The sequence below is a fragment of the Planctomycetota bacterium genome (genome assembly GCA_016125255.1).
Taxonomy (GTDB): domain Bacteria; phylum Planctomycetota; class Phycisphaerae; order Phycisphaerales; family Zrk34; genus RI-421.
This window is the reverse complement of sequence record WGMD01000011.1, coordinates 35228-55164: the sequence shown is the minus strand read 5'-3', so window position 1 is coordinate 55164 and position 19937 is coordinate 35228. Positions and strand designations below refer to the sequence as shown.

Sequence of the window (19937 nt, the reverse complement as noted above, 5' to 3'; positions counted from 1 at the left end):
CGCGACACCCCCATGCGACGCAATTCAAGGACTTACAAGTCCCCATGCGCACCCCCGCGCCCGATCCGTCACCCCCATGCGCCTTTCGCGCCACCCCCATGCGCTGCGCAGAGTGCGGAACGTGGAATTCGGAGCGCGGAATGAAAACCCCCGATCCCCAACGCCTCCCCACTCCACACTCCACACTCCACACTCCTTACGCCCCCGATCCCCGACACCTCCCCCCTCAGCCCCCGGCTCCGCCGGGGGATATTCCCCAACATCCCCACGATCCGCACGCATCAAATCGGCCAATCATGAAACGGGCGAATCTTTTCCATTTCCCTACCAACCACTTCCGCCCCCGTTTTTCCCACTTTTCAGCGAGGTCGGGTGCGTCAAGCGCAGCGGACCCGCCGCGTCGGACGTATGATGATGCGATGTGTGAAGATCGCAGATCGCGCAAAGCGTGACCATCGAATTGATCGAGCGTCGGGGAATTGACGCCATGAGAGATTGAATGAACGAACAACCACCACGCGAACACGCGGCCGCAAGATTCAGCGCCGATTCACCTATCGTAGTGGGTCCGCTGCGCTCGACCCACCATCCCTCGCAGACAGGAAATTTGATTCCAGGCGGGCCGGGATCGGCCCTTGGGGGTGAGGGGTTAGCGAAATTTTCACGACTTGTCTATGATTGCGTTACAAGCCGCGATATGAGTGGTCGCATGAAAGAGTGGCCTCGACATCACGCGGGCTAGCGTGAGATCGCACAACGGCAGAATATTTATATGTTCCCCCGATGATTGACAGAAAATCGCAAGTCATGCGCATAGATGATATTCACGACTGGGTCGACAAAGTTCATTGCATGGAGTGCGTCGAGGGGATGGAAATGCTCCCCGATGACTGCGTGGATCTTGTGGTCACCTCGCCGCCTTACGACGCCGTCCGCAAGTACAACGGTTTTGCTTTCGACTTGCATCAAACCGGCGCTCAGATTCATCGCGTCCTCAAGGACGGGGGCATCGCCGCGATGGTCATCCAGGATCAGACCAAGGACTTCGGCAAGTCGCTGACATCCTTTCGGACCATCATCGATTGGTGCGACTCGTTTGGTTTCAAACTGTTCGAGTGCGTCATCTACCGCAAGAACGGCTCGGAAGGCGCTTGGTGGAAGCATCGGTTCCGGGTGGACCACGAATACATTCCGTTGTTCCTCAAAGGGGATCGACCGGCGTACTTCGACAAGCAGCCGCTTAGAGTCCCCAGCAAGCATGGCGGCAAGGTGATGTCAGGCAGCGGCAATCGTCGCACCGATGGCGCCACAAACGGCACCGTTCGGCGCGAGATCAATGCCACCAAATGCAGGGGTACTATCTGGAACTACCTGATGGCCGGTGACAAGAACCCGCTCAAACGCAAGCACCCAGCCGTGTTCCCCGACGCCATCCCCTCCGACCTGATTCAATGCTTCTGCCCGCCGGGTGGCATCGTGCTGGACCCGTTCATAGGATCGGGATCTACGGCTGTGCAGGCACTCAAACATGAACGACACTTCATCGGTTTCGACATCAGCCAAGAGTATTGCGATCTCTGCAATCAGCGCCTTGAGAAAGACGTTGAAACCGCCACGCTGTTCGAGAGCGTCAGCGCGTCAGATATCAAATGAATGGGTCGGGATCGGTACTCATGACCGTATACTCGACTCGATTTTGAGCGGTGATTGCCAGTGAAATGGGTTGCCGCTCGAACATCGCGTCGTACGACCGAATGTTCGATATCTCTGCACCGACTCCCTTTTCGAATTGCCAGAGCTTCCAGCGGTCCCATCGCCATTTTGAATCGGTATAGGGCCAACCGGTCATCTCGCCCAGCCGCGTTAGGAACCCCAGATTACGCTGCTTCGTTTCCGGATCATAATGCCAGAGTTGATCCGCATCGCGGTGTCGGACCAGATTACGGAGTCCGCCGGCCCCGCCTCGATCGGTGATCGCGATGCGGTCGCCGCGCTGCCCCGTGATGCTGGTTTCATCCCGCATCCGCCAGAACTCAAGCATCTTGGTCATCAACGCATAGACGCTCATGTCGGGGTTGTGGAAATAGCGATGAAGCGGATTCGCTTGATCGGTTACGCCCATGTAACGCATCCAGTCCCAAGCGTTTTCGGTGTATTGCAGCAGCAACTTGTACACACCATCCGCAAACAATAATGGACCTGCGGCGCTTGCGGGTAATTGCAACGCGTACTCCGAAGCGAGGATGACCAACAGGAAATGGATCGAGGCGAAAGGATACTTTCGATCGAATTGCCTTCGGTCGTGGGAGCGCATGTTGTTGGGCGAGATGCAATCTCGCAGCGCTGTGGACCACCCGCTCGGAAGTCGATTGAAATTGAAAGCGAGCATGTGGTTGCCGAAACTTCTCACCCCCTGTCGGAATATCTCTACGTCCACGAAGACCGCGTTCTTAGGGTCGGTGTTTTCATGGCAAACGAGCGCTTTGCCGTCATAGAAACCCACCACCTCCCACCCCAAGATATTCGTGAGCAGCAAGGCGCAAAGTTGACCATCGGCATCCGGGCTGATGATGCACTTGCGCTCCCGCTCGACGATCCAAGGATAGGTCTGTTTAACCTGCTCCACGTTGAAAGTGTCACGCGCCCTCAAGACCCGTTCCAACAGCTTCGCCATCAATCCACCCCGTGTTCCGAGAAAAAGTCGGAGATCGACATGTCGAGCGCACGCGTCAGTTTCTCGATGTTGGCCAGGGAAAGATTGCGGCCACCTTGCTCCAAATCACTGATGTAAGAGCGATTGACCCCGGCTAGCTGTGCAAGCCGCTCTTGCGACATCCCCAGCTCTTGGCGTCGCGATCGCAACGCCGCGCCAAACCGTTTCGCGATCGGTGGCCGTTTCACCATCGGTGTTGTGTATTCGATATGCCTATCGGACACCACCGGATCGGAGTAACATCGGGCTGTGTAAAATTTGGGGGAAGAGAAGGGGGGCATGAGTCGGAATGACGAAAATGGGGTGAATCGTTGGGGTTTTGAGATGCCCGGATGGCGTCGGATTGACAGTGGCGGGTTGGCGTATCGTGTCCTGAATCGGGGGGGATGCCCCGCGGAACGGCTCGGAAAGAATATTTATTTTTTGATTGACAGTCATTCCCCGGCTCTGGATACTCGGGCGTGAATGAGGCGGGCGGCGCTGTGGCTGGTCCGCGTTGAAGTGTCGGAGGTTTTGAGATTCCATTTATGAATTCGGCGTTATGCGTCGAGCGGCATCGCGCGAGGGGTTTCGCGTGGATGTACGGATCTGAGGAGGTCCGATTGTTGGTTCCTTCTGCGTCCGCAGGGCGGACAGGAGCAATGAGATGGCTTTTGTATTCGTGCGCCGGGGTATCGGTCATCGTGGGATGGCGTGGGGTTTGGGATTGTGCATGGCGCTGGCGGGGGGGAGCGCCTGGGCGGATGTGGCGGTGACGGGGGCGACGGGCGGGTCGCAGCCGTTTGATAATCGCCAGCCGTCGCTTGTGCTCAGCGAGCAGGTGCAGGCGAGCGGGCAGTTCCCGGCGCTCGGACCCGGCGGCGTGGGCAGCAATACGAACCTCATCGGCATGGTGCGCAACTTTCCGTACGGCTTGTCGTTCCTTCTGCCGAGCGATCCGAAGGCCGACGGCACCGTTCTGGATGCGGCCAGTTTTCCGCAGTTGTTTTCGGTGACGGGAACCGCCTACGCCGGTGGCAACGGCTCGACGACGTTCGCCATGCCGAACCTCGGCGGGACGGTCGCGGTCGGGGCGAGTGCGACGCATCCTTTGGGCAGCGCGTTCGGCTCGGACTCCCTCACGCTGAGCGTCGCACAGATGCCGGCGCACACGCATACGCTCCCCGGCGGGGGCGACACCGATGCGACCGGCGGCGGGGCGGCCTTCGACAATACGCAGTCGTCGCTGGCGATGCACTACATCATCTCGACCGGCTCGGGCATCTTCCCCAGCGAAGGCGGCGGCACGGCCGACAGCATTTTCCTCGGGCAGGTGTCGCTGTTCGTCGGCGACTTCGCGCCGGAAGGATGGATGTTCGCGGAGGGGCAGTTCTTGCCCATTGTCAGCAACACGGCGCTCTTTTCGCTGCTGGGCACCAAGTACGGCGGCGATGGCGCCGTCACCTTCCGGCTCCCGGATTTGCAGAATCGCACGATCGTCGGCGCGGGCGGAGCGCTCGCGCTCGGTCAGGTCATCGGCGAGGCGGCGACGACGATCACCGAGTCGCAGCTTCCGGCCCATGATCATGACCTGCCGCCGAGTTCGGACATGACCGGCACGACCGGGTCGGGCGCTTCGATCAACAACGATCAGCCGGCCCTCGCGCTCAACTATCTCATCGCCATCGCCGGCGATTTCCCCATCATCGGCGGCCCGCTGGACAACAAGCCGGTGCTCGGCGAAGTCGTCGCCTTCGCCGGCGATTTCGCCCCGGCCGGTTGGGCCTTCGCCAATGGTCAGACTCTTCAGATCAGCACGAACCCGGCGCTCTTTTCGCTGTTGGGTTTCACTTACGGCGGCGACGGGTCCACGACCTTCGCACTGCCGGATCTGCGTGGCCGGGTCATCGTCGGCGCCAACGGGTCCAATCAGGTCGGCGCGACGAACGGCGCGAATTCGTTCACGCTGACGGTCGATCAGCTCCCGGAGCATATGCATACCTATGAAGCGGTAGTCGCCGTGCCCGAGCCCTCGGCGATGGTGATGATGCTCGTGGCGGCGCCGCTGATGGTGCGTCGCCGGCGGGTGGTGTGATTCATTTGAGAAGCATGTTGAACCACCAAGGCACAAAGAACACCAAGGTGAAGATAGAACTGTCTACTGAACAAGGTGTTCCTTGGTGACCTTGGTGTCTTGGTGGTTCACTTTTTCCGCGGTCTTATTCGCCGTTGCGCTTCACCTCGCGCGGCGGGTCCTAAAATGCGGCGGAGTCCCTCCCCTCATACAAGGAGTGCCCGCCATGCGATCCGTCACGTGGTACACGCAATTCGCCAAAGTCGCCGCGCGATTTTGCGGGCGGCCGGTGGTCTTCGCGCTGGCCATCGGGCTAATCCTCGTCTGGCTCATCTCCGGGCCGATCTTCGGGTTTTCCGATACGTGGCAGCTCGTGATCAACACCAGCACGACGATCGTCACGTTCCTGATGGTCTTCCTCATCCAGAACACGCAGAACCGCGACACGGAGGCGATTCAGATCAAGCTCGACGAACTCATCCGCGCCACGCAGGGGGCGCACAATGCGCTGCTCGATCTGGAGGAGCTTGAGGAAAACGACATCGAGGACTTCCGCCAGCGCTACATCTCCCTCGCCAAAATCGCCCGCAAACTCCTCGACGAAGGCGACCGCGACACGGACACGCCGGAAGCGTAAGCCATTTCTCCAACATCTTCGTTTAGCGGCGGGGCAGCGCCCCGCGTGAAACGGAACCGCGCGGACGTCGATGCGTTGAAAAGAGGGTCACACTAGCCGTTTTCACGCCGAGGTGCTCGATGAATGATGTAACCCGGGTTCGACTGGCGCTGGTCGTCGCATATGCATGTTTACTCGTCGGGATCGGGGGATGCGCATCGCAGCGCGAACATCTGCGCACGCAGAGTGTCGATCTGATCGTCCCATTTAATGTGATGAGCGGCTCGCCGATTACGATTCCTGTTCTGAGCGCATCGGAGTCTGAACGGCTGCTCGCCATGCCGCTGCCCGATCCCGACAGCATCGCGCCGGGGTTAAAGACGGAGGAGGTCATCTTCAAGATCACCGGCAAGCGTGTCGTTTGGGTGCCCCGGCCAGTGGAGTCGACCAATACGGCCGTGATTGAGGCGATGAAGAAGTGGGACTATCGATCGGATTACGCGCAGATGCCGCATGATGGCACGACGGCTCTGACGGTCGGGGGCGTGCTGCGCGGATGGATCAGCGGCGACACGGAACTCGGCGGACCGACCATCCGCTGGGTGGGAATTTCCTTTGATGAGGCCTTGGATCGGGCCACGCATGGCCAAGCGCTGGATCCCTCGGGCGATTTCGATGCATTTCGCCCGGAAATGGCGGACACGCTCCTTCTGACAAAAGAGTACATCATCATCATGGCAATCCCCGTCTCATGGACCGGCTCATCACACGGCGATCCGGTCAAATAGCACGTGCTGAAGCGCATCAATCGCTGATTGGACGTGAGCGGCCCGAATTCGACATGAACTGCAAATGAACCTTCGGCCGCGTCGCGTCGTCTGAATTGCATCGGTTGACTGCTTTGCAATTCGAACTTCCGAGGTGTCGCATGGGGCGGTATTCAATCGTTTTGCGTCGCATGGCTTTGATGGTGATGTCGATGGTGTTGTTCGGCGGCTGTGCGGCGGAGAAGCCGCGGCGGAGCCAGACGCAGTTGGACATTCTGTTGCCGCTGGGGCTCAGCGAGGTGTTGCCGGTGCGGCTGCTTGGATCGCGGGAAGGGGAGGATTTGCTGGCGGTTGAACTGCCGGGGCCGGGGACGGTCGAGCCGGGGCGATCGGTGGAGGCGGTGATTGGCGACGTGACGGGCCGGCGGGTCGTGTGGTTGCCGCCGCGTGTCAAGGCGGATGCGGCGACGGGCGGGACAATGGTGAATCAGGATGACTATCGCGCGGAGTTCGCGCAGCTTGAAGAGCGGCTCGGTCGCCGTCCGACTTTGCGCGACATGATTCGCGGGCCCGCCGTGGAGATCAGCGACATCGGCGCGCCGCCCGGACAATGGCGGGGCGAGTCGCTGGCGGCACTGGCGGAGCGCATGACACGGCGCGCGACGGGCGATGCGGGCATGCTCGAATCCGACGAAGCGATGGTCATCCATGTGACGCCCGACGAGATTCAGATCGTGGCGATGCCGATGCCGCGCGTGCCGAAGTCGGGTCATTCGCCCGCTTCATCGAACGATCCCGTAAGATGACCCCATGATGAAGCGCATCCTCAGCCTTGACGGCGGCGGTATTCGCGGGCTTTTGTCGATTGCGGTTGTCAAACGCATCGAGGCGATTCTGCGCGAGACGCATGGGGACGATCAGCTTGTGTTGGCGGATGTGTTCGACCTGTTCGCGGGGACAAGCACGGGGGCGATCATCGCGGCGGGGTTGTGCTGGGGGATGAGCGCGGGCGAGATCGAGAAGCTGTACATCGAACATGGCGCGGAGCTGTTTCGCAAGACGCCGTGGTATCGCCGGCTGCATTCGAAGTATCAGGCGGAGTCGATCGGCGCATACTTTCGGGGCCTGTTTTGCGAAGAGGATGGAACGGCGGCGAAACTCGGAACGAAGAAACTGCGGAAGTTACTGGTGGTGGTGATGCGGAACGCATCGACGGGGTCGCCCTGGCCGGTGTCGAATCATGCGGGGGCGATGTTCAACGATGCATCGCGGGCGGACTGCAATCTGGCGGTGCCGCTGTGGCAACTGTTGCGTGCGAGCACGGCGGCGCCGTCGTTTTTTGAGCCGCAGGAAATCGCACTGGGCGGGGAGAAGCATTTGTTCGTCGACGGCGGAATCACGCCGTTCAATAATCCGGCGCTGCTGGCGGTATTGATGGCGACATTGCCGGCGTATCGGATCGAGTGGCCGACGGGGCGTCAGCGGATTCATGTGGTTTCGATCGGCACGGGGTCGATGCGTTTCAAGCTGCCGCGCAAGATCGCGCGGAAGATCAATCTCATCGATCACCTGGGTTACGTGATCCCCGGCCTGATGCAGTCGGTGGCGGGGGAGCAGGACATGCTCTGCCGCATCCTCGGCGACTGCGTGCACGGCGAGGCGCTGGACACGGAACTGGGCGCGCTGACTTCGCCGACGCTTTTGAGCGGCGCGGAGCAGAAGTTCACGTATGCGCGGTATGACATGCAGCTAGACGATCCGCGGCTTGGCCGGCTGACGAAGCGGCAGACGGCGCTGGATAATCTGGCGATGATCCCGGTGCTTTGCGAACTGGGGGCGACGTATGCGTCGGCGCATGTGCATGTGGAGCATCTGTGGCCACGCGAGATGCGGGCGTGAATGGGTTGCGTCAGGGAATGGTGAAAAAATTGTCAGGGGTCGTGCGCAAATCGGCGGGGGCGGGACGTGATGTGAGAGGAAGAGCCCTGCCTGCTACGGGTCGCGAAGGCGACCTCCCGCCCGGCGGATGGACACAATCGGCTACGCACACAAACCAAGCGTTTCTTTCCCGAGGACGTGCAATGCGTCCGCAGACTTGAGGTGCGCCCATGCATGGTGGCCAACGATGGATGATCGGTTGGGTGACTCTGAGCATGATGATCGGATGGAACGGACGGGGGATCGCGGAGGAGTTCAGAAGTTTCGACGGGACGGGGAACAATCAGACGAATGCGACATGGGGCGGGACGGGCTCGCAGCTTCTGCGTCTTTCGCCGGTCGGTTACGCCGACGGGGTTTCGACGCCCGGCGGCGCGACGCGGCCGAGCGCGCGGGTGATCAGCAACGCGGTGGCGGGCTACGACGACGGCGTCGAGTCGATGCCCAACGCGCGGCGGATGACGGATTTCATTTATGCATGGGGCCAGTTCGTCGATCATGACATCGACCTGACAGAGCCGGGCGGAACGGAAGCGTTCAACATCAGCGTGCCGACGGGCGATCCGTACTTCGATCCGGCATCGACGGGGACGCAGGTCATCAATATGACGCGCTCGGTTTTCGATCCGGCGACGGGGACCGGCCCGGGCAATCCGCGTCAGCAGATCAACGAGATCACGTCGTATCTGGACGGGTCGGTGGTGTACGGCTCGGATGCGACGCGGGCGATGGCGCTGCGCGAAGGGAGCGGCGGGCGACTGGCCACGAGCGCGGGCAATCTTCTGCCGTTCAACACGGCGGGTTTCTACAACGCCAACGATGCGCACATCGTGGGGGATGATCAGCTTTTTCTCGCCGGCGACATCCGCGCCAATGAGAACATCGAGTTGACGAGCATTCAGACGCTGTTCATGCGCGAGCACAACCGCATCGCCGACCAGATCGCCGCGGCGCACAGCGAACTGAGCGATGAGGACATTTATCAATGGACGCGCAAGGTCGTCGGCGCGGAGATACAGGCGATCACGTACAACGAATTTCTTCCGGCCCTGCTCGGCGACAACGCGCTCGGCGCCTACAGCGGATATCACGCCGACGTGAACGCTTCGATCGCCACGGAGTTTTCGACGGCGGGGTACCGGCTGGGGCACAGTCTGCTGGCGGACGATGTGGAGTTTCTCGATAACGATGGCAACGCCGTGCGCGAGGAAGTGCCGTTGGCGCAGGCGTTTTTCAATCCGACGCTCGTTTCGGAAAGCGGGATCGATCCGATTTTGAAGTATCTGGCGTCGGACATGGCGCAGGAAGTGGACTCGAAGGTCGTGGGCAGTGTGCGGAACTTTCTGTTCGGGCCGCCCGGAGCGGGGGGATTCGATCTGGCGTCGCTGAACATTCAGCGCGGGCGGGATCACGGCTTGTCCGACTACAACACGACGCGCCAAGCGTACGGACTCGCGCCGATCGCGAGCTTCTCCGAGATCACCTCCGACACAGCCCTCGCGCAGACGCTGGCCGATCTGTACGACGGGGATGTGAACGACATCGACCTCTGGGTCGGCGCGCTGGCGGAGGATCACATGAATGATGCAAGCGTGGGCGAGACATTGATGGCGATTCTCGTCGATCAGTTCGAGCGGCTGCGCGATGGGGATCGGTTCTTCTATCTCAACGATGCGGACCTGGATTCGCCGATCGTGGCGGGGCTGATCGATTTCGGGTCGCTTTCGCTTTCGGACCTCATCCGTTGGAACACGGGGATCACGAATTTGCAGGACAACGTGTTCATGCTCAGCGTGTCGGCGGTTCCGGAACCGGGCGGATGGGCGATGGTGATGATGAGCGGGTTGATGATGATGTTCGGCCGCCGCGGGAGGGGCTGGCGGCGGGTATACTCGGCGGCATGAGTTTCACGGCTCCGATGTTCGGAAAGATGACGGTGCGCATCGCCGCGGTTCGAGAAGTTTCGATCCACGGCGATGTGTATTTTGATCTGCGGATCGAGACGGAGAGCGGGGAGGGCATGGTGCGCGTGGCGGAGCATGTCTGCGGCGTGCGGCCGGGGGAGGGGCAAGTGGTGGAGATGAGTTTTCTGATGGGTCAGGTGCAGGGGGTCGTGGTGAAAGAACGGTAAGAAAGCACGCCGCCCGTTCGACGGGCTCAGGGCAGGAAGCGGCGTCGCCAAACGGGGGGAGTGGTCGGAGCGGGCATGGGGTGCTAGAGTTGCGGTGGCGCGGTGGGGTTGAGCGCATCGAGTCTGGCCTGCATGGCGGGCGAGAATGCGATGCGAGCGAAGGTGCCACCGAGTCGTTGCACGCTTGTCAGACGGGCCGAAAGCTCGATGAGCTTCCGATCGCTGATCCTGTCTGGTCGCCAGTCGTCGGTTCCCTCTTCCTTGAGGGGACCGGCGAACCGGCTCGCGTGCGACAGAGAACTCGGTTGGCTTCGCATCCGTGCTACCTTCGCCACAGCACCTGGCTGGGCATCCCGGCTGTCCTTAGCCGGCGTCGTTGGCGGGGCCGGGGGTTCGGCTGGGCCAACTCATTTGTCGAGGGTCCTGGAGCAGATCGGGGAGGCGCTGTCGCGCTTCCTGGCGATTTTGCCGCCATCGCTGTGCATCATGCACCTGCAGATGGTCACGGACACCGACGACAGTGACAAGTTTTGCAAGTCCCGCTTCGTCAAGCATCGTGTCGGGTATCCGCACGCGTCCCTGCTTGTCGAAGATCAATCGTTCGGTCTCGGCGTAAAAATGCTGCTCGTAACTGAGCACGAAGTCCGCCGGTTTGCCGGCCCGTTCCAAGGCGTTGGCCCGCTTCTCGTACCCCTCGCGGGTGTAGAGGCAAAGCACGCCGCCACGCACGACCGCATAGAGCTCCGTCGCTCCCGCGGCCGTCAACTCTTCGCGAAACTTGGAAGGGATGGCCAAACGCTGCTTGGCGTCGATCGCATGTTCATGTGTGCCGACGAGAAGCAAGGCATTGGGTCCCCTGGGCGTCCGTGCCCGTCGTTTCCGTGATTGATGAGACGGAATTTATCCCACACCGCTCCCCCTGTCAACCCACTTTTCCCCACTTTTTGACAATATCTTTCCCCATCTTCCACACCATGCCCCATTTTGGCCAAAAAAGCATGTCGCCCCTCCATGTCGCCCCACGATGCGATTGCTGATTCTCCCCACAACGCCCCACCCCGGCCCGGCCGCGCCATTTCCGGTGGGGACGGCGATTTTAACGCAGCCGATTAACGGGTATACTGTTTCACGTAGAGCCGCCCGCCGCCGATCGGTTGAACCGGTCCGACTCACCACTCCAGCCATCGAGGTCATGCTCATGTCGCAACGATGCGTCGCCTCCTTCCTTCTCGTCGCGCTGTGTTCGACGTTCCTCTCCGCACAGACGTTCGTCCGCCCGTCGCATCAGCAGTGCCCGAAGCTCGACACGATCGATCGCGAGATCGTGCTCAACGCCGACCCGGGCAAGATGAAGTTCGACAAGGAGTCGTTCACCGTCAAACCCGGCGAGCGCATTCGGCTGACGCTGCGCAATCCCGATGAGATGGCGCACAACCTGGTGCTCTGTGCGGCGGGCGATCAGACCTGGCTCACCGTCGCGCAGGCGGCGTGGGCGATGGGCGCTGACGGGCTTGACAAGGGCTTCATCCCCGACTCGCCGCTCGTCCTGCATCACACGAAGCTGCTCAATCCGCACGAGTCCGACTCGATCGACTTCATCGCGCCGACCGACGAAGGCGCTTACCCGTATGTGTGCACCTTCCCCGGTCATGCCTTCACGATGCGCGGCGAGATGCTCGTCGGCTCCGGCGCCGCGCCGGTCGGTAATCTCGTCTCGAACCTCAAGTACCGCTACTACGAAGGGTCATGGGGCAATCTGCCGGACTTTGACAAGCTGACGCCCGCCGCCGAGGGCGCGATTGATGACAATCGCATCACGCTCAAGCCGCGCAAGCGCGAGGACGACTTCGGGTTCGTGTATGAAGCGACGCTCACCACGCCGCGCGACGGCACGTACCGCTTTGTGATCAACTCCGACGACGGTTCGCGCGTGCTCGTCGACGGCAAGCGCGTCGTCGACTTCGACGGCTCGCACCCAGCCAACAAGGAAGTGCCCGGCTCCGTGAAGCTCACCGCGGGCGCTCATGCACTGCGTGTCGAATACTTTGAAGGCAAGGTCGATCAATCGCTGGCTGTCCAACTCAGCGGTCCGGGCATCGGCGGCGTCATGCTCACCGATACGCCGCTGCGCGCCGCGCGCAAGGAAGACCCCAACGCGGACAAGTACAAGCTGGTGGTGATGCACGAAGCGCTCGTCGTGCGCGGCAACCTGCCCGACACGTCGTCGCGCTCGATGGCCGTCGGCCTGCCCGTGAACATCAGCTACGTCTTCGACGCGGAGAACTGCGCGGTGCGGTACGGGTGGTGGGGCGCCTTTCTCGACGTCGGTCCGGATCGCGGATTCGGCACGGGGCGCGGCGGCGGCGGGTGCAAACCGCTTGGCGATCTGTTCACCGTCGGCTCCACCGGCAAATGCCCGTTGACCATCGGCGATGCCGAGCCGGTGCTTCGATTCAATGGCTATCGCCGCACGCACGGCCATCACGGCGGGCCGACGTTCATGTTCAACCTCAATGGCGTCGACGTCGAACAGTCGGTCGCCGCGCTCGATGGCAAGCTTGGTTTGCAGTACACGTTCACGTTCGCGCGGACGCCTGATGCCCCCGTGAAGTTCTCGGTCAAACCCGATGGGCTCGACCTGGCCAGTTCGGCCGGTGCGTTTGATGCGAACGGCGTCCTGACCGTCGCGCCCGCCGCGGCGCATTCGTTCACCGTCACGCTGACCTGCAAGGAGGCGAAATGATCATGAAGAAGCTCATCACGCACCTCGTCGCCGCACTGCTGATGGTCACATGCGTCGCGCCGCTCGTCGCCGACGATGACACGCCGTCGATCATTCCGCCGGGGTATACCGTCCAGACGATCCCCAATCCGCCGGGCGTCGAGTTCGGCGTCGCCGGCCTGGACGTCGCCGCCGACGGCGATGTCTACGCCAGCACACGCTACGGCGACGTCTGGCGACTGCACGATGGCAAATGGTCCCTCTTCGCCGACGGGTTGCAGGAATCGACCGGCCTGATGGTCGATCGCAAGACCGGCGAAATCTTCGTCACCCAAAAACCCGAACTCACCCAGCTCATCGACACCGATCACGACGGCGTCGCCGACGTGTACAAGGCGATCAGCAATGCGTGGGGGTTCACCGGCAATTACCACGAATTCTGCTTCGGCCCGGTGCGCGATTCGCACGGCAATTTCTACGGCACGCTCAATCTCGCGCACGGCTCGGGCGAAAAAGTGCTCGGGTCCGTCATGTCCATCGACTCCCCCTACCGCGGCACCTGCTTCAAGGTCACGCCCGACGGAACATTCTCCGTCTTCGCATGGGGCATGCGCTCGCCCTGCGGACTGACGATCAATCACGAGAACGATGAAATCTTCTACACCGACAACCAGGGCGACTGGAACGCCAGCTCGACGCTTCAGCACGTCGTCGAGGGCCGGTTCCATGGTCACCCCTGCTCGCTCAAGTATCACCCCGATTTCGTGAGCCGCGACCTCAACAAGATTCCCATCAGCGAGTACGACAAGCTTCGCACCCCGCCGGCGATCTGGATACCGCACGCCATCATCGCCAACAGCCCCGGCAATCCGATCATCGACACCACCGCCGGGAAGTTCGGCCCGTTCGCCGGCCAGTTCTTCGTCGGCGACCAGACCCGCGCCAATGTCTTCCGCTGCTGGCTCGAAAAAGTCGACGGGTTCTATCAGGGATGCGTCATCAACTTCATCGACCATACCCAGTGCGGCATCGTCCGCTGCGCGTTCGCGCCCGATGGTTCGCTCTGGCTCGGCCAGACCTCGCGCGGCTGGGGCACCGTCGGCAAAAAACCCTACGGCGTGCAGCGCATCGTCTACGATGGCAAGACGACGCCCTTCGAGATGCACCATGTCGAACTGACCAAGACCGGCTTCGACGTCGTGTTCACCCAGCCCGTCGCCAAAGAAGCCGTCAAACCCGAGGCGTTCGCCGTCGAACATTGGCACTACGAGTATCACCCCGCCTACGGTTGCGATCGGCTGGACCTGACGAAGGTCACGCCGACGAGCGCCACGCTCAGCGATGACGGCAAGACCGTGCACATCACGCTGCCCGAGCTTCTTGAGAACAAGGTCTACCACATTCACCCCAACATCCCCGCCGCCGACGGCTCGAAGATGACCAGCCCCGACGCGTACTACACGCTCAATCATTTGAAGTAATAGACCCACGCCGACGCTGAGGCGGCTCTGAGCCGAAGCGTCTGGTACTGCGCGACGATATGATGAAGCGCCAGCCGCTCGCGGCTTCGCAGCATGGAGGCGCCATCATGTCCGATCTCAACGCCATGCGCCGACTTTCCCCGCGGCGCAACACGACGACCGCTCAGAACGTCGATCAGCTCGTCGCCGAGCAGCTCGCGCATTTCGCCATCGACCCCGACACCGACTTCGGCAAGACGCTCGCGCGGCTGGCGGCGCATCTGTATGAATCGCAGGCCGACATCGATGAACTCTGGGCGCTGACGCTGCGCACGATCGACGGGCTCGACCGGGCCGACCGCATCGCTTATTTCAACGCCAAGAAATTCCTCTCGTTCCAGCTCGCCCGTCTGCTCGATACGCTTCAGAATCCGACGCGGCGGACGTATCAGGCGCTCGATTACCGTTACACGAGCCGCTCGGTCAAAGGCCCCTACGCCGTGTTCGACAACGTCACGGCGATCTTCTCGGCGACGCCCGTCATCGCCCGCACCGCGACGTACATTTATGCCTGCGCGGAATGGATCGAAGACGCCTTCAAAGGGCGCGAACTGCTGTTGGAAATTTACTCGCGGCTACTGAATCCGACGAGCGTGGCACTGGCGAATTTCATTGTCGATCTCGAAGCGGGGCCGTACGCGGATCAGTACTTCGCATGGAACTTCAACAGCGGCATGGCGGCGATCGACGGCGTGCTGGCCCATGTGCTCGGCCGCGACGACATCCTCATCACGAGCCGCAACATCTATGGCGGGGCCCATCAGCTCATTCACGACTGGTACGCCAAGGACTCGAACCTCGGCATCGCCGTCGAAAGTTTCGACGGCGACAGCGCCGCGGCGTTCGAGAAATGCCTGCGTCACGTGCAGATCGCGCACGCCGCCCGACTCGCCGCCGATCGCAATATTTACCTGTACCTCGAATCCCCGTGCAATCCGCATGGGTACGTGCTGGACGTGCCCGCCATCTGCGCCGCGGCGCATGCCCATGGCATTCGCGTCATGCTCGACGCCACCGTCGGCACGCCCTTCCTGCATCAGCCGCTCCAGCGCGATGACCCCGCCGAGCGCCCCGACTTCGTCATTCACAGCTACACGAAGGACCTCTCCGGCACCGGCTCCGTCATCGCCGGCTGCGTCATCGGCCGAAACGAAGACATGTTCGTCCCCAAGGGTTCGCCCGGCTGGGAGCAGACGATGTTCTGGAACGTGTACTACGTCAAAGGCGCGTTCCTCAACGCCGACGCCGCGTTCGAAGTGATCCAGGGCATGAAGACGCTCGAAGTCCGTATGCTCGCCAAGTGCATCAATACGAAGATTCTCGCCGAGTTCCTCGCCGCGCATCCGCAGATCAATGTGCACTGCAATGCATTACCCGGCAACGCCAATCACGCGCTCTGCGAGAAACTCCTCTACCTCAATCTCCCCGCCCCGCTCTTCACCATCGACATCGACGGCGTGACGCGCGAATCCTTCCAGCGCTTCTTCGACTCTCTCGCCCCGATGTTCGGCCACATGATCAGTCTCGGCCAGTCCAACACCATCGTCTCCTGCCCCGCCCTCACTACTCATTCGGAACTCGACGAAAACTCCCTCCGAGCCGCCGGCATCGCCCCCACCACCATCCGCTTCGCCATGGGCGACGAAGACCCCCGCGACCTGATCACCCACTTCATCGCCACCGCGAAGCTGACCCTCGACCACGACACACCGGGCTTCTGCGACAAGTTCATGACCACCGACGCGATCAACCAGCTCGTCAACGAAACCTACACCGACACGCACCGAAGGCATATCGAATCCAAACCGCTCACGTAGGGCAGGTCATTGACCTGCCTCTTCAAAATCACAACAATACGTTCATGCCCGAATTTCGCCGCCGACGTGTCGCGGGAGCAACTTATTTCTTCACTGTCGCAACGGCTCGTCGACGCCCAATTCTTACAACGGACCGCGCTCGCACCATTCTCCGCCAATGTATCTCCGACGTACAACAGAGTCGCCCTTTTACAATCGATGCATTTGTCCTTTTACCCGATCATTTTCATGTCATTTGGACGCTGCCGCCCGGCGATTCGGATTATTCAACACGATGGCGACTGATCAAAGGCGCCTTCACGCACATCTGGCTCAACAGCGGCGGAGGCGAAACCTCACTTTATCGTGGGCAAGCTGCGGAAAAGCGTCGCGGGGTGTGGCAACCTCGTTATTATGAACACACCATCCGCAACGAAGACGATCTGAACGAGCACCTCGACTACATTCATTACAACCCCGTAAAGCACGGCCTGACAACCTGCCCCAAAGACTGGAATTGGTCGAGTTTTCATCGATACGTCAAAGACGGGATTTATCCCATCGACTGGTGCTGCGGGAACGAACCTCCGCCCATCATCAGCTTGAACGAACAAAACATGGAATGATGACTGTAGGGCAGGTCATTGACCTGCCTCTTCAATGTGTGGAGGACCAAAGGCATGGCAGGTCAATGACCTGCCCTACGGGGAGCCGGCTGTTGCATCGAAAGGCAATGCAGCGCGCCGAGGCCAACGACTAGATATTCGCTGCGGATGCCGATGGCGGTTTTACCGGTGGTTTTCTCGATGATTTTGAGGGCTTCATCGTCGCGGCTTTGGCCGAAGATGGGGGTGAAGACGTGATCGTTGACGATGAGGAAGTTGGCGTAGCTGGCGGGGACGGGATTGACGCCGCCGGGGCCGAAGCGGTCGGGGGGGAAGTCGTACATGATCGGATCGGGGACGGGCAGCGCGATGATGTTGAGTTTGTCGCCGTCCTGATCGCGGGCTTGCAATAACGCGTCGAAGTTCTCGGCGAGCATGGCGTAGTCGTCGTGACCCTCGGGGGCGCGGCTCGCGAGGATCGTCACGGGATCGACGAAGCGGGCGATGTCGTCGATGTGGCCATCGGTGTCGTCGCCGACGATTCCGCCGGGGAGCCAGATCGTGTGGCGCGTGCCCAGCGCGGCGTGCAGCTCGGCTTCGATCTCGCGGCGCGTCATGTGCGGATTGCGGTTCTTGTTGAGCAGGCACTGGGCGGTAGTCATGACGGTGCCGCGGCCGTTCACGTCGATGCTCCCGCCTTCGAGGACCATCGTATGCTTGAAGAGCGGAATGTTCAGGAGCGGCGCGATGCGCTGCGGGGCGATGTCGTCGTCGGCATACTCGTTGTTGTACTTGCCGCCCCAACCATTGAAGACGAAGTCGTGCGCGGCGAGCCCCCCGGAAGCGTTGACGACGAAGAGCGGGCCATAGTCGCGGATCCATGAGTCGTTGACGGGCCAGTCGTGATCCTCGCCGATGCGGTCGACGCGGATGACCTTGCGCATCGCCGCCGCGAAGGCGTCGTGCTGCGCGAGTGCTTCGTCGAAACAACCGGGCCAGGTCTCTTCGTTCCGCGGGCGCGCGAGCCAGACGGCATCGAGCGGCTCGAACTCACCGGGCATGCGGTAACCCAACTCAGCGGCGGTTTGCGTCATGTTTGAATCCATGGGTCATCGGGGCAATTTAACACGGAGACACGAAGGCACGGAGAGGAAGAGAAATTGCAAAATGACCATTGAGAATTGCAAAATGCAAATTGATGGGAAGGCCCATCTTCATTTTTCAATTTGCATTTTGCAATGGTCAATTTTCAATTCCGCTTCATGTCTCCGTGCCTTCGTGTCTCCGTGCTGAAAATCATTCATCGATCAGGCGCCTCGTCAACTGGTCATACGCATCGATGCGGCGGTCGCGAAGGAAAGGCCAGCCGCGGCGCTGGGGTTCGATGCGTGCGAGGTCCAGGTCGGCGAGTAGGACGGCCGGTTCATTTTCGGGGGCTTCGGCGATGATGGTCCCGGAGGGGTCGGCGACGAAGCTCGTGCCCCAGAAGCGCAGGTCGTTTTCGATCCCGATGCGGTTGCACGCGGCGACGAAGACGCCATTGGCGATGGCGTGCGAGCGCTGCATGGTGATCCATGCCTGTCGCTGGGCGGCCCGGTCTTCGTCGGTCTCGCCGTGGTACCAGCCGATGGCGGTCGGATACAGGAGCAGTTCCGCCCCGCGCAGCGCGGTGAGCCGCGCCGCTTCGGGGTACCACTGGTCCCAGCACACGAGCATGCCGGTCGTCACCTGCGGAAGTTTCTGCGCGCGGAAACCGAGGTCGCCGGGGGTGAAGTAATATTTTTCGTAGAAGCGCGGGTCATCGGGAATGTGCATCTTGCGATAGCGGTCGATGATCGCGCCGTCGGGGCTGATCATGATCGACGTGTTGTGATACACGCCCGGGGCGCGGCGCTCGAACAATGACGCGCTGAGATGGATGTTCAATTCCTTCGCGGTATCGCAGAGCTTTTGCGAAGTCGGCCCGGGGATCGGCTCGGCGAGGGCGAACAGGGATTCATCCTCCACCTGACAGAAATACGGCCCGGCAAAGAGTTCCTGCGTGATGACGAGCGACGCCCCCGCTTCCTTCGCCTCTCGGGCCATGGCGCGGACGGTCTCGATGTTCGTCGCCTTGTCCTGCGAGGAGGCGTGCTGAAGGAGCGCGATGCGGAGGGTGCGATTGGTCATGGGAGCAATGCTAAGCCGCAAGCGGCTACGAAGCAACGACGAGGCGCTCGCCGAGCGATTTGCGCCAGCGGTCGGAGATTCCCGCGTCCGTGACGATCGCCTCGATGTCGTCGACGCTGCATATTTTCGCCAGGGACTTTCGGCCGAACTTACTGGCGTCCATCAGCATCACCGCGCGGGCGGCCTGACGGATCATGACCCGTTCGATCTCCGCCTGATCGATGTTGAGGTTGTACGCCACATCGTCGAAAAGTCCGGCGCCGCTGAACATGAGCAAATCGGCGTGCAGGTTCTCCATGCAGCCCGTGGCGATCGGGCCGACGAGGACGCCGGTGCGCGGATACAGCGCCCCGCCGGTCATGAGGAGTTCGACCTGTTCATCATTGGCGAACAGGCCCGCGATCGTCAGCGAGTTGGTCACGACCTGAAGCGGCCGCGCGGTGATCTGCTGCGCTGCGTAATAGATCGTCGATCCGCCGTCCAGCAGCAGGGTCATGTTCGGCTCCACCAGCGACGCGGCATACTTTCCGATCGCCTTCTTCGCTTCGACCTGTTGGCCCATGCGTTCATCGAAGGCGAGCGGATGGCGGCGCTGACCCTTGAACACCGCCCCGCCGTGCGTGCGCTCCAGTACGCCCTGCTGCTCCAGCGCATCCAGATCGCGGCGGACGGTCGACGCCGAGACGTCGAGACGGGACGCGAGCGAGTCCAGGTCGGCCGCGCCCTGCTCCCGCAGGATGTCGAGCAATCGCTGCTGTCTTTCGAGAATCAGCATCGGTTCAGCGTCCGTAGAGTCGATCGAGGCGTTCGCGCTGGCGGGCGAGGGACATGGGGGTGGTCGAGGCGGGGGGACTTAAGTCCCCCCGCCTTGTGGAGGTCGCGCCGTACGCGCTGGCCGTGTCGGACT

The 19937-nt window shown here is 61.5% G+C and carries 19 protein-coding genes; 12 read left to right on the top strand and 7 right to left on the bottom strand.

The genetic code is table 11. The annotated features are described in order from the left end of the window. Positions 1-783: 783 nt before the first annotated feature. Positions 784-1653: a site-specific DNA-methyltransferase gene (locus GC162_10610; protein MBI1369091.1), complete on the top strand. Its 870-nt coding sequence runs from the start codon at positions 784-786 to the stop codon at positions 1651-1653. Here GC162_10610 and GC162_10605 read toward each other — a convergent pair. Then, the gene (locus GC162_10605; GenBank protein MBI1369090.1) at positions 1646-2674 is read right to left on the bottom strand and encodes a hypothetical protein; all 1029 of its coding nucleotides are present in this window, start codon (positions 2672-2674) and stop codon (positions 1646-1648) included. The two genes, GC162_10610 and GC162_10605, sit on opposite strands and share 8 nt — an antisense overlap. Further along, entirely contained in the window at positions 2674-2904 is a 231-nt protein-coding gene (locus GC162_10600; GenBank protein MBI1369089.1) for a helix-turn-helix domain-containing protein, read from the bottom strand. The genes GC162_10605 and GC162_10600 overlap by 1 nt, the downstream gene beginning before the upstream one ends. 455 nt (positions 2905-3359) lie before the next feature. Here GC162_10600 and GC162_10595 point away from each other — a divergent pair, with 455 nt between their 5' ends. The 7 genes from GC162_10595 (at position 3360) to GC162_10565 (ending at position 10218) form a co-directional block, all read left to right on the top strand. Further along, entirely contained in the window at positions 3360-4787 is a 1428-nt protein-coding gene (locus GC162_10595; protein ID MBI1369088.1) for a hypothetical protein, read from the top strand. A 205-nt stretch (positions 4788-4992) separates the two neighbouring features. Beyond that, positions 4993-5403 (top strand): low affinity iron permease family protein, encoded by a 411-nt coding sequence (locus tag GC162_10590; protein MBI1369087.1) that lies wholly within the window; start codon positions 4993-4995, stop codon positions 5401-5403. A gap of 119 nt (positions 5404-5522) precedes the next feature. Beyond that, positions 5523-6170: a hypothetical protein gene (locus GC162_10585; GenBank protein MBI1369086.1), complete on the top strand. Its 648-nt coding sequence runs from the start codon at positions 5523-5525 to the stop codon at positions 6168-6170. Between the two features lie 170 nt (positions 6171-6340). After that, complete coding sequence (locus tag GC162_10580) at positions 6341-6955, top strand: hypothetical protein (protein MBI1369085.1); 615 nt, start codon at positions 6341-6343, stop codon at positions 6953-6955. 4 nt (positions 6956-6959) lie between these two features. Then, positions 6960-8048: a patatin gene (locus GC162_10575; protein MBI1369084.1), complete on the top strand. Its 1089-nt coding sequence runs from the start codon at positions 6960-6962 to the stop codon at positions 8046-8048. 230 nt (positions 8049-8278) lie between these two features. Then, positions 8279-9991 (top strand): peroxidase, encoded by a 1713-nt coding sequence (locus GC162_10570; GenBank protein ID MBI1369083.1) that lies wholly within the window; start codon positions 8279-8281, stop codon positions 9989-9991. After that, positions 9988-10218 carry a hypothetical protein gene (locus GC162_10565; protein MBI1369082.1) on the top strand — a complete coding sequence of 77 codons (231 nt, stop codon included), beginning with the start codon at positions 9988-9990 and terminating at the stop codon, positions 10216-10218. The genes GC162_10570 and GC162_10565 overlap by 4 nt, the downstream gene beginning before the upstream one ends. A gap of 83 nt (positions 10219-10301) precedes the next feature. On the opposite strand, the gene GC162_10560 is transcribed toward GC162_10565, so the two are convergent. Both GC162_10560 and GC162_10555 read right to left on the bottom strand, forming a co-directional pair. After that, entirely contained in the window at positions 10302-10535 is a 234-nt protein-coding gene (locus GC162_10560) for a hypothetical protein (GenBank protein MBI1369081.1), read from the bottom strand. A gap of 46 nt (positions 10536-10581) precedes the next feature. Then, a complete protein-coding gene (locus GC162_10555; GenBank protein MBI1369080.1) occupies positions 10582-11061 on the bottom strand; it encodes a hypothetical protein in 480 nt (159 codons plus the stop codon). A gap of 181 nt (positions 11062-11242) precedes the next feature. Between GC162_10555 and GC162_10550 the strand changes: the two genes are divergently transcribed. From GC162_10550 to GC162_10535, 4 genes are all read left to right on the top strand, one after another. Next, entirely contained in the window at positions 11243-12961 is a 1719-nt protein-coding gene (locus tag GC162_10550; GenBank protein MBI1369079.1) for a hypothetical protein, read from the top strand. 2 nt (positions 12962-12963) lie between these two features. Then, on the top strand, positions 12964-14421 hold the full coding sequence (locus GC162_10545; protein ID MBI1369078.1) for a hypothetical protein: 1458 nt from the start codon (positions 12964-12966) through the stop codon (positions 14419-14421). 107 nt (positions 14422-14528) lie between these two features. Continuing rightward, positions 14529-16277 (top strand): Cys/Met metabolism pyridoxal-phosphate-dependent enzyme, encoded by a 1749-nt coding sequence (locus tag GC162_10540; protein ID MBI1369077.1) that lies wholly within the window; start codon positions 14529-14531, stop codon positions 16275-16277. A gap of 44 nt (positions 16278-16321) precedes the next feature. Continuing rightward, entirely contained in the window at positions 16322-16882 is a 561-nt protein-coding gene (locus tag GC162_10535) for a transposase (GenBank protein MBI1369076.1), read from the top strand. A gap of 62 nt (positions 16883-16944) precedes the next feature. Here GC162_10535 and GC162_10530 read toward each other — a convergent pair whose 3' ends face one another. The 3 genes from GC162_10530 to GC162_10520 form a co-directional block, all read right to left on the bottom strand. Further along, entirely contained in the window at positions 16945-17967 is a 1023-nt protein-coding gene (locus GC162_10530) for an agmatine deiminase family protein (protein MBI1369075.1), read from the bottom strand. Between the two features lie 190 nt (positions 17968-18157). After that, entirely contained in the window at positions 18158-19030 is an 873-nt protein-coding gene (locus GC162_10525) for an acyltransferase (protein MBI1369074.1), read from the bottom strand. A gap of 25 nt (positions 19031-19055) precedes the next feature. After that, a complete protein-coding gene (locus GC162_10520; protein MBI1369073.1) occupies positions 19056-19805 on the bottom strand; it encodes a DeoR family transcriptional regulator in 750 nt (249 codons plus the stop codon). Positions 19806-19937 lie beyond the last annotated feature (132 nt).

What these genes read in the sequence shown, in the direction of transcription:
- GC162_10560 (MBI1369081.1), bottom strand. Translation starts at nt 10,535, where the DNA reads ATGCGAAGCCAACCGAGTTCTCTGTCGCACGCGAGCCGGTTCGCCGGT.
- GC162_10580 (MBI1369085.1), top strand. Translation starts at nt 6,341, where the DNA reads ATGGCTTTGATGGTGATGTCGATGGTGTTGTTCGGCGGCTGTGCGGCG.
- GC162_10570 (MBI1369083.1), top strand. Translation starts at nt 8,279, where the DNA reads ATGATCGGTTGGGTGACTCTGAGCATGATGATCGGATGGAACGGACGG.
- GC162_10600 (MBI1369089.1), bottom strand. Translation starts at nt 2,904, where the DNA reads ATGGTGAAACGGCCACCGATCGCGAAACGGTTTGGCGCGGCGTTGCGA.
- GC162_10605 (MBI1369090.1), bottom strand. Translation starts at nt 2,674, where the DNA reads ATGGCGAAGCTGTTGGAACGGGTCTTGAGGGCGCGTGACACTTTCAAC.
- GC162_10585 (MBI1369086.1), top strand. Translation starts at nt 5,523, where the DNA reads ATGAATGATGTAACCCGGGTTCGACTGGCGCTGGTCGTCGCATATGCA.
- GC162_10565 (MBI1369082.1), top strand. Translation starts at nt 9,988, where the DNA reads ATGAGTTTCACGGCTCCGATGTTCGGAAAGATGACGGTGCGCATCGCC.
- GC162_10545 (MBI1369078.1), top strand. Translation starts at nt 12,964, where the DNA reads ATGAAGAAGCTCATCACGCACCTCGTCGCCGCACTGCTGATGGTCACA.
- GC162_10540 (MBI1369077.1), top strand. Translation starts at nt 14,529, where the DNA reads ATGTCCGATCTCAACGCCATGCGCCGACTTTCCCCGCGGCGCAACACG.
- GC162_10525 (MBI1369074.1), bottom strand. Translation starts at nt 19,030, where the DNA reads ATGACCAATCGCACCCTCCGCATCGCGCTCCTTCAGCACGCCTCCTCG.
- GC162_10520 (MBI1369073.1), bottom strand. Translation starts at nt 19,805, where the DNA reads ATGCTGATTCTCGAAAGACAGCAGCGATTGCTCGACATCCTGCGGGAG.
- GC162_10575 (MBI1369084.1), top strand. Translation starts at nt 6,960, where the DNA reads ATGATGAAGCGCATCCTCAGCCTTGACGGCGGCGGTATTCGCGGGCTT.
- GC162_10595 (MBI1369088.1), top strand. Translation starts at nt 3,360, where the DNA reads ATGGCTTTTGTATTCGTGCGCCGGGGTATCGGTCATCGTGGGATGGCG.
- GC162_10530 (MBI1369075.1), bottom strand. Translation starts at nt 17,967, where the DNA reads ATGGATTCAAACATGACGCAAACCGCCGCTGAGTTGGGTTACCGCATG.
- GC162_10535 (MBI1369076.1), top strand. Translation starts at nt 16,322, where the DNA reads ATGCCCGAATTTCGCCGCCGACGTGTCGCGGGAGCAACTTATTTCTTC.
- GC162_10590 (MBI1369087.1), top strand. Translation starts at nt 4,993, where the DNA reads ATGCGATCCGTCACGTGGTACACGCAATTCGCCAAAGTCGCCGCGCGA.
- GC162_10550 (MBI1369079.1), top strand. Translation starts at nt 11,243, where the DNA reads ATGCGATTGCTGATTCTCCCCACAACGCCCCACCCCGGCCCGGCCGCG.
- GC162_10610 (MBI1369091.1), top strand. Translation starts at nt 784, where the DNA reads ATGATTGACAGAAAATCGCAAGTCATGCGCATAGATGATATTCACGAC.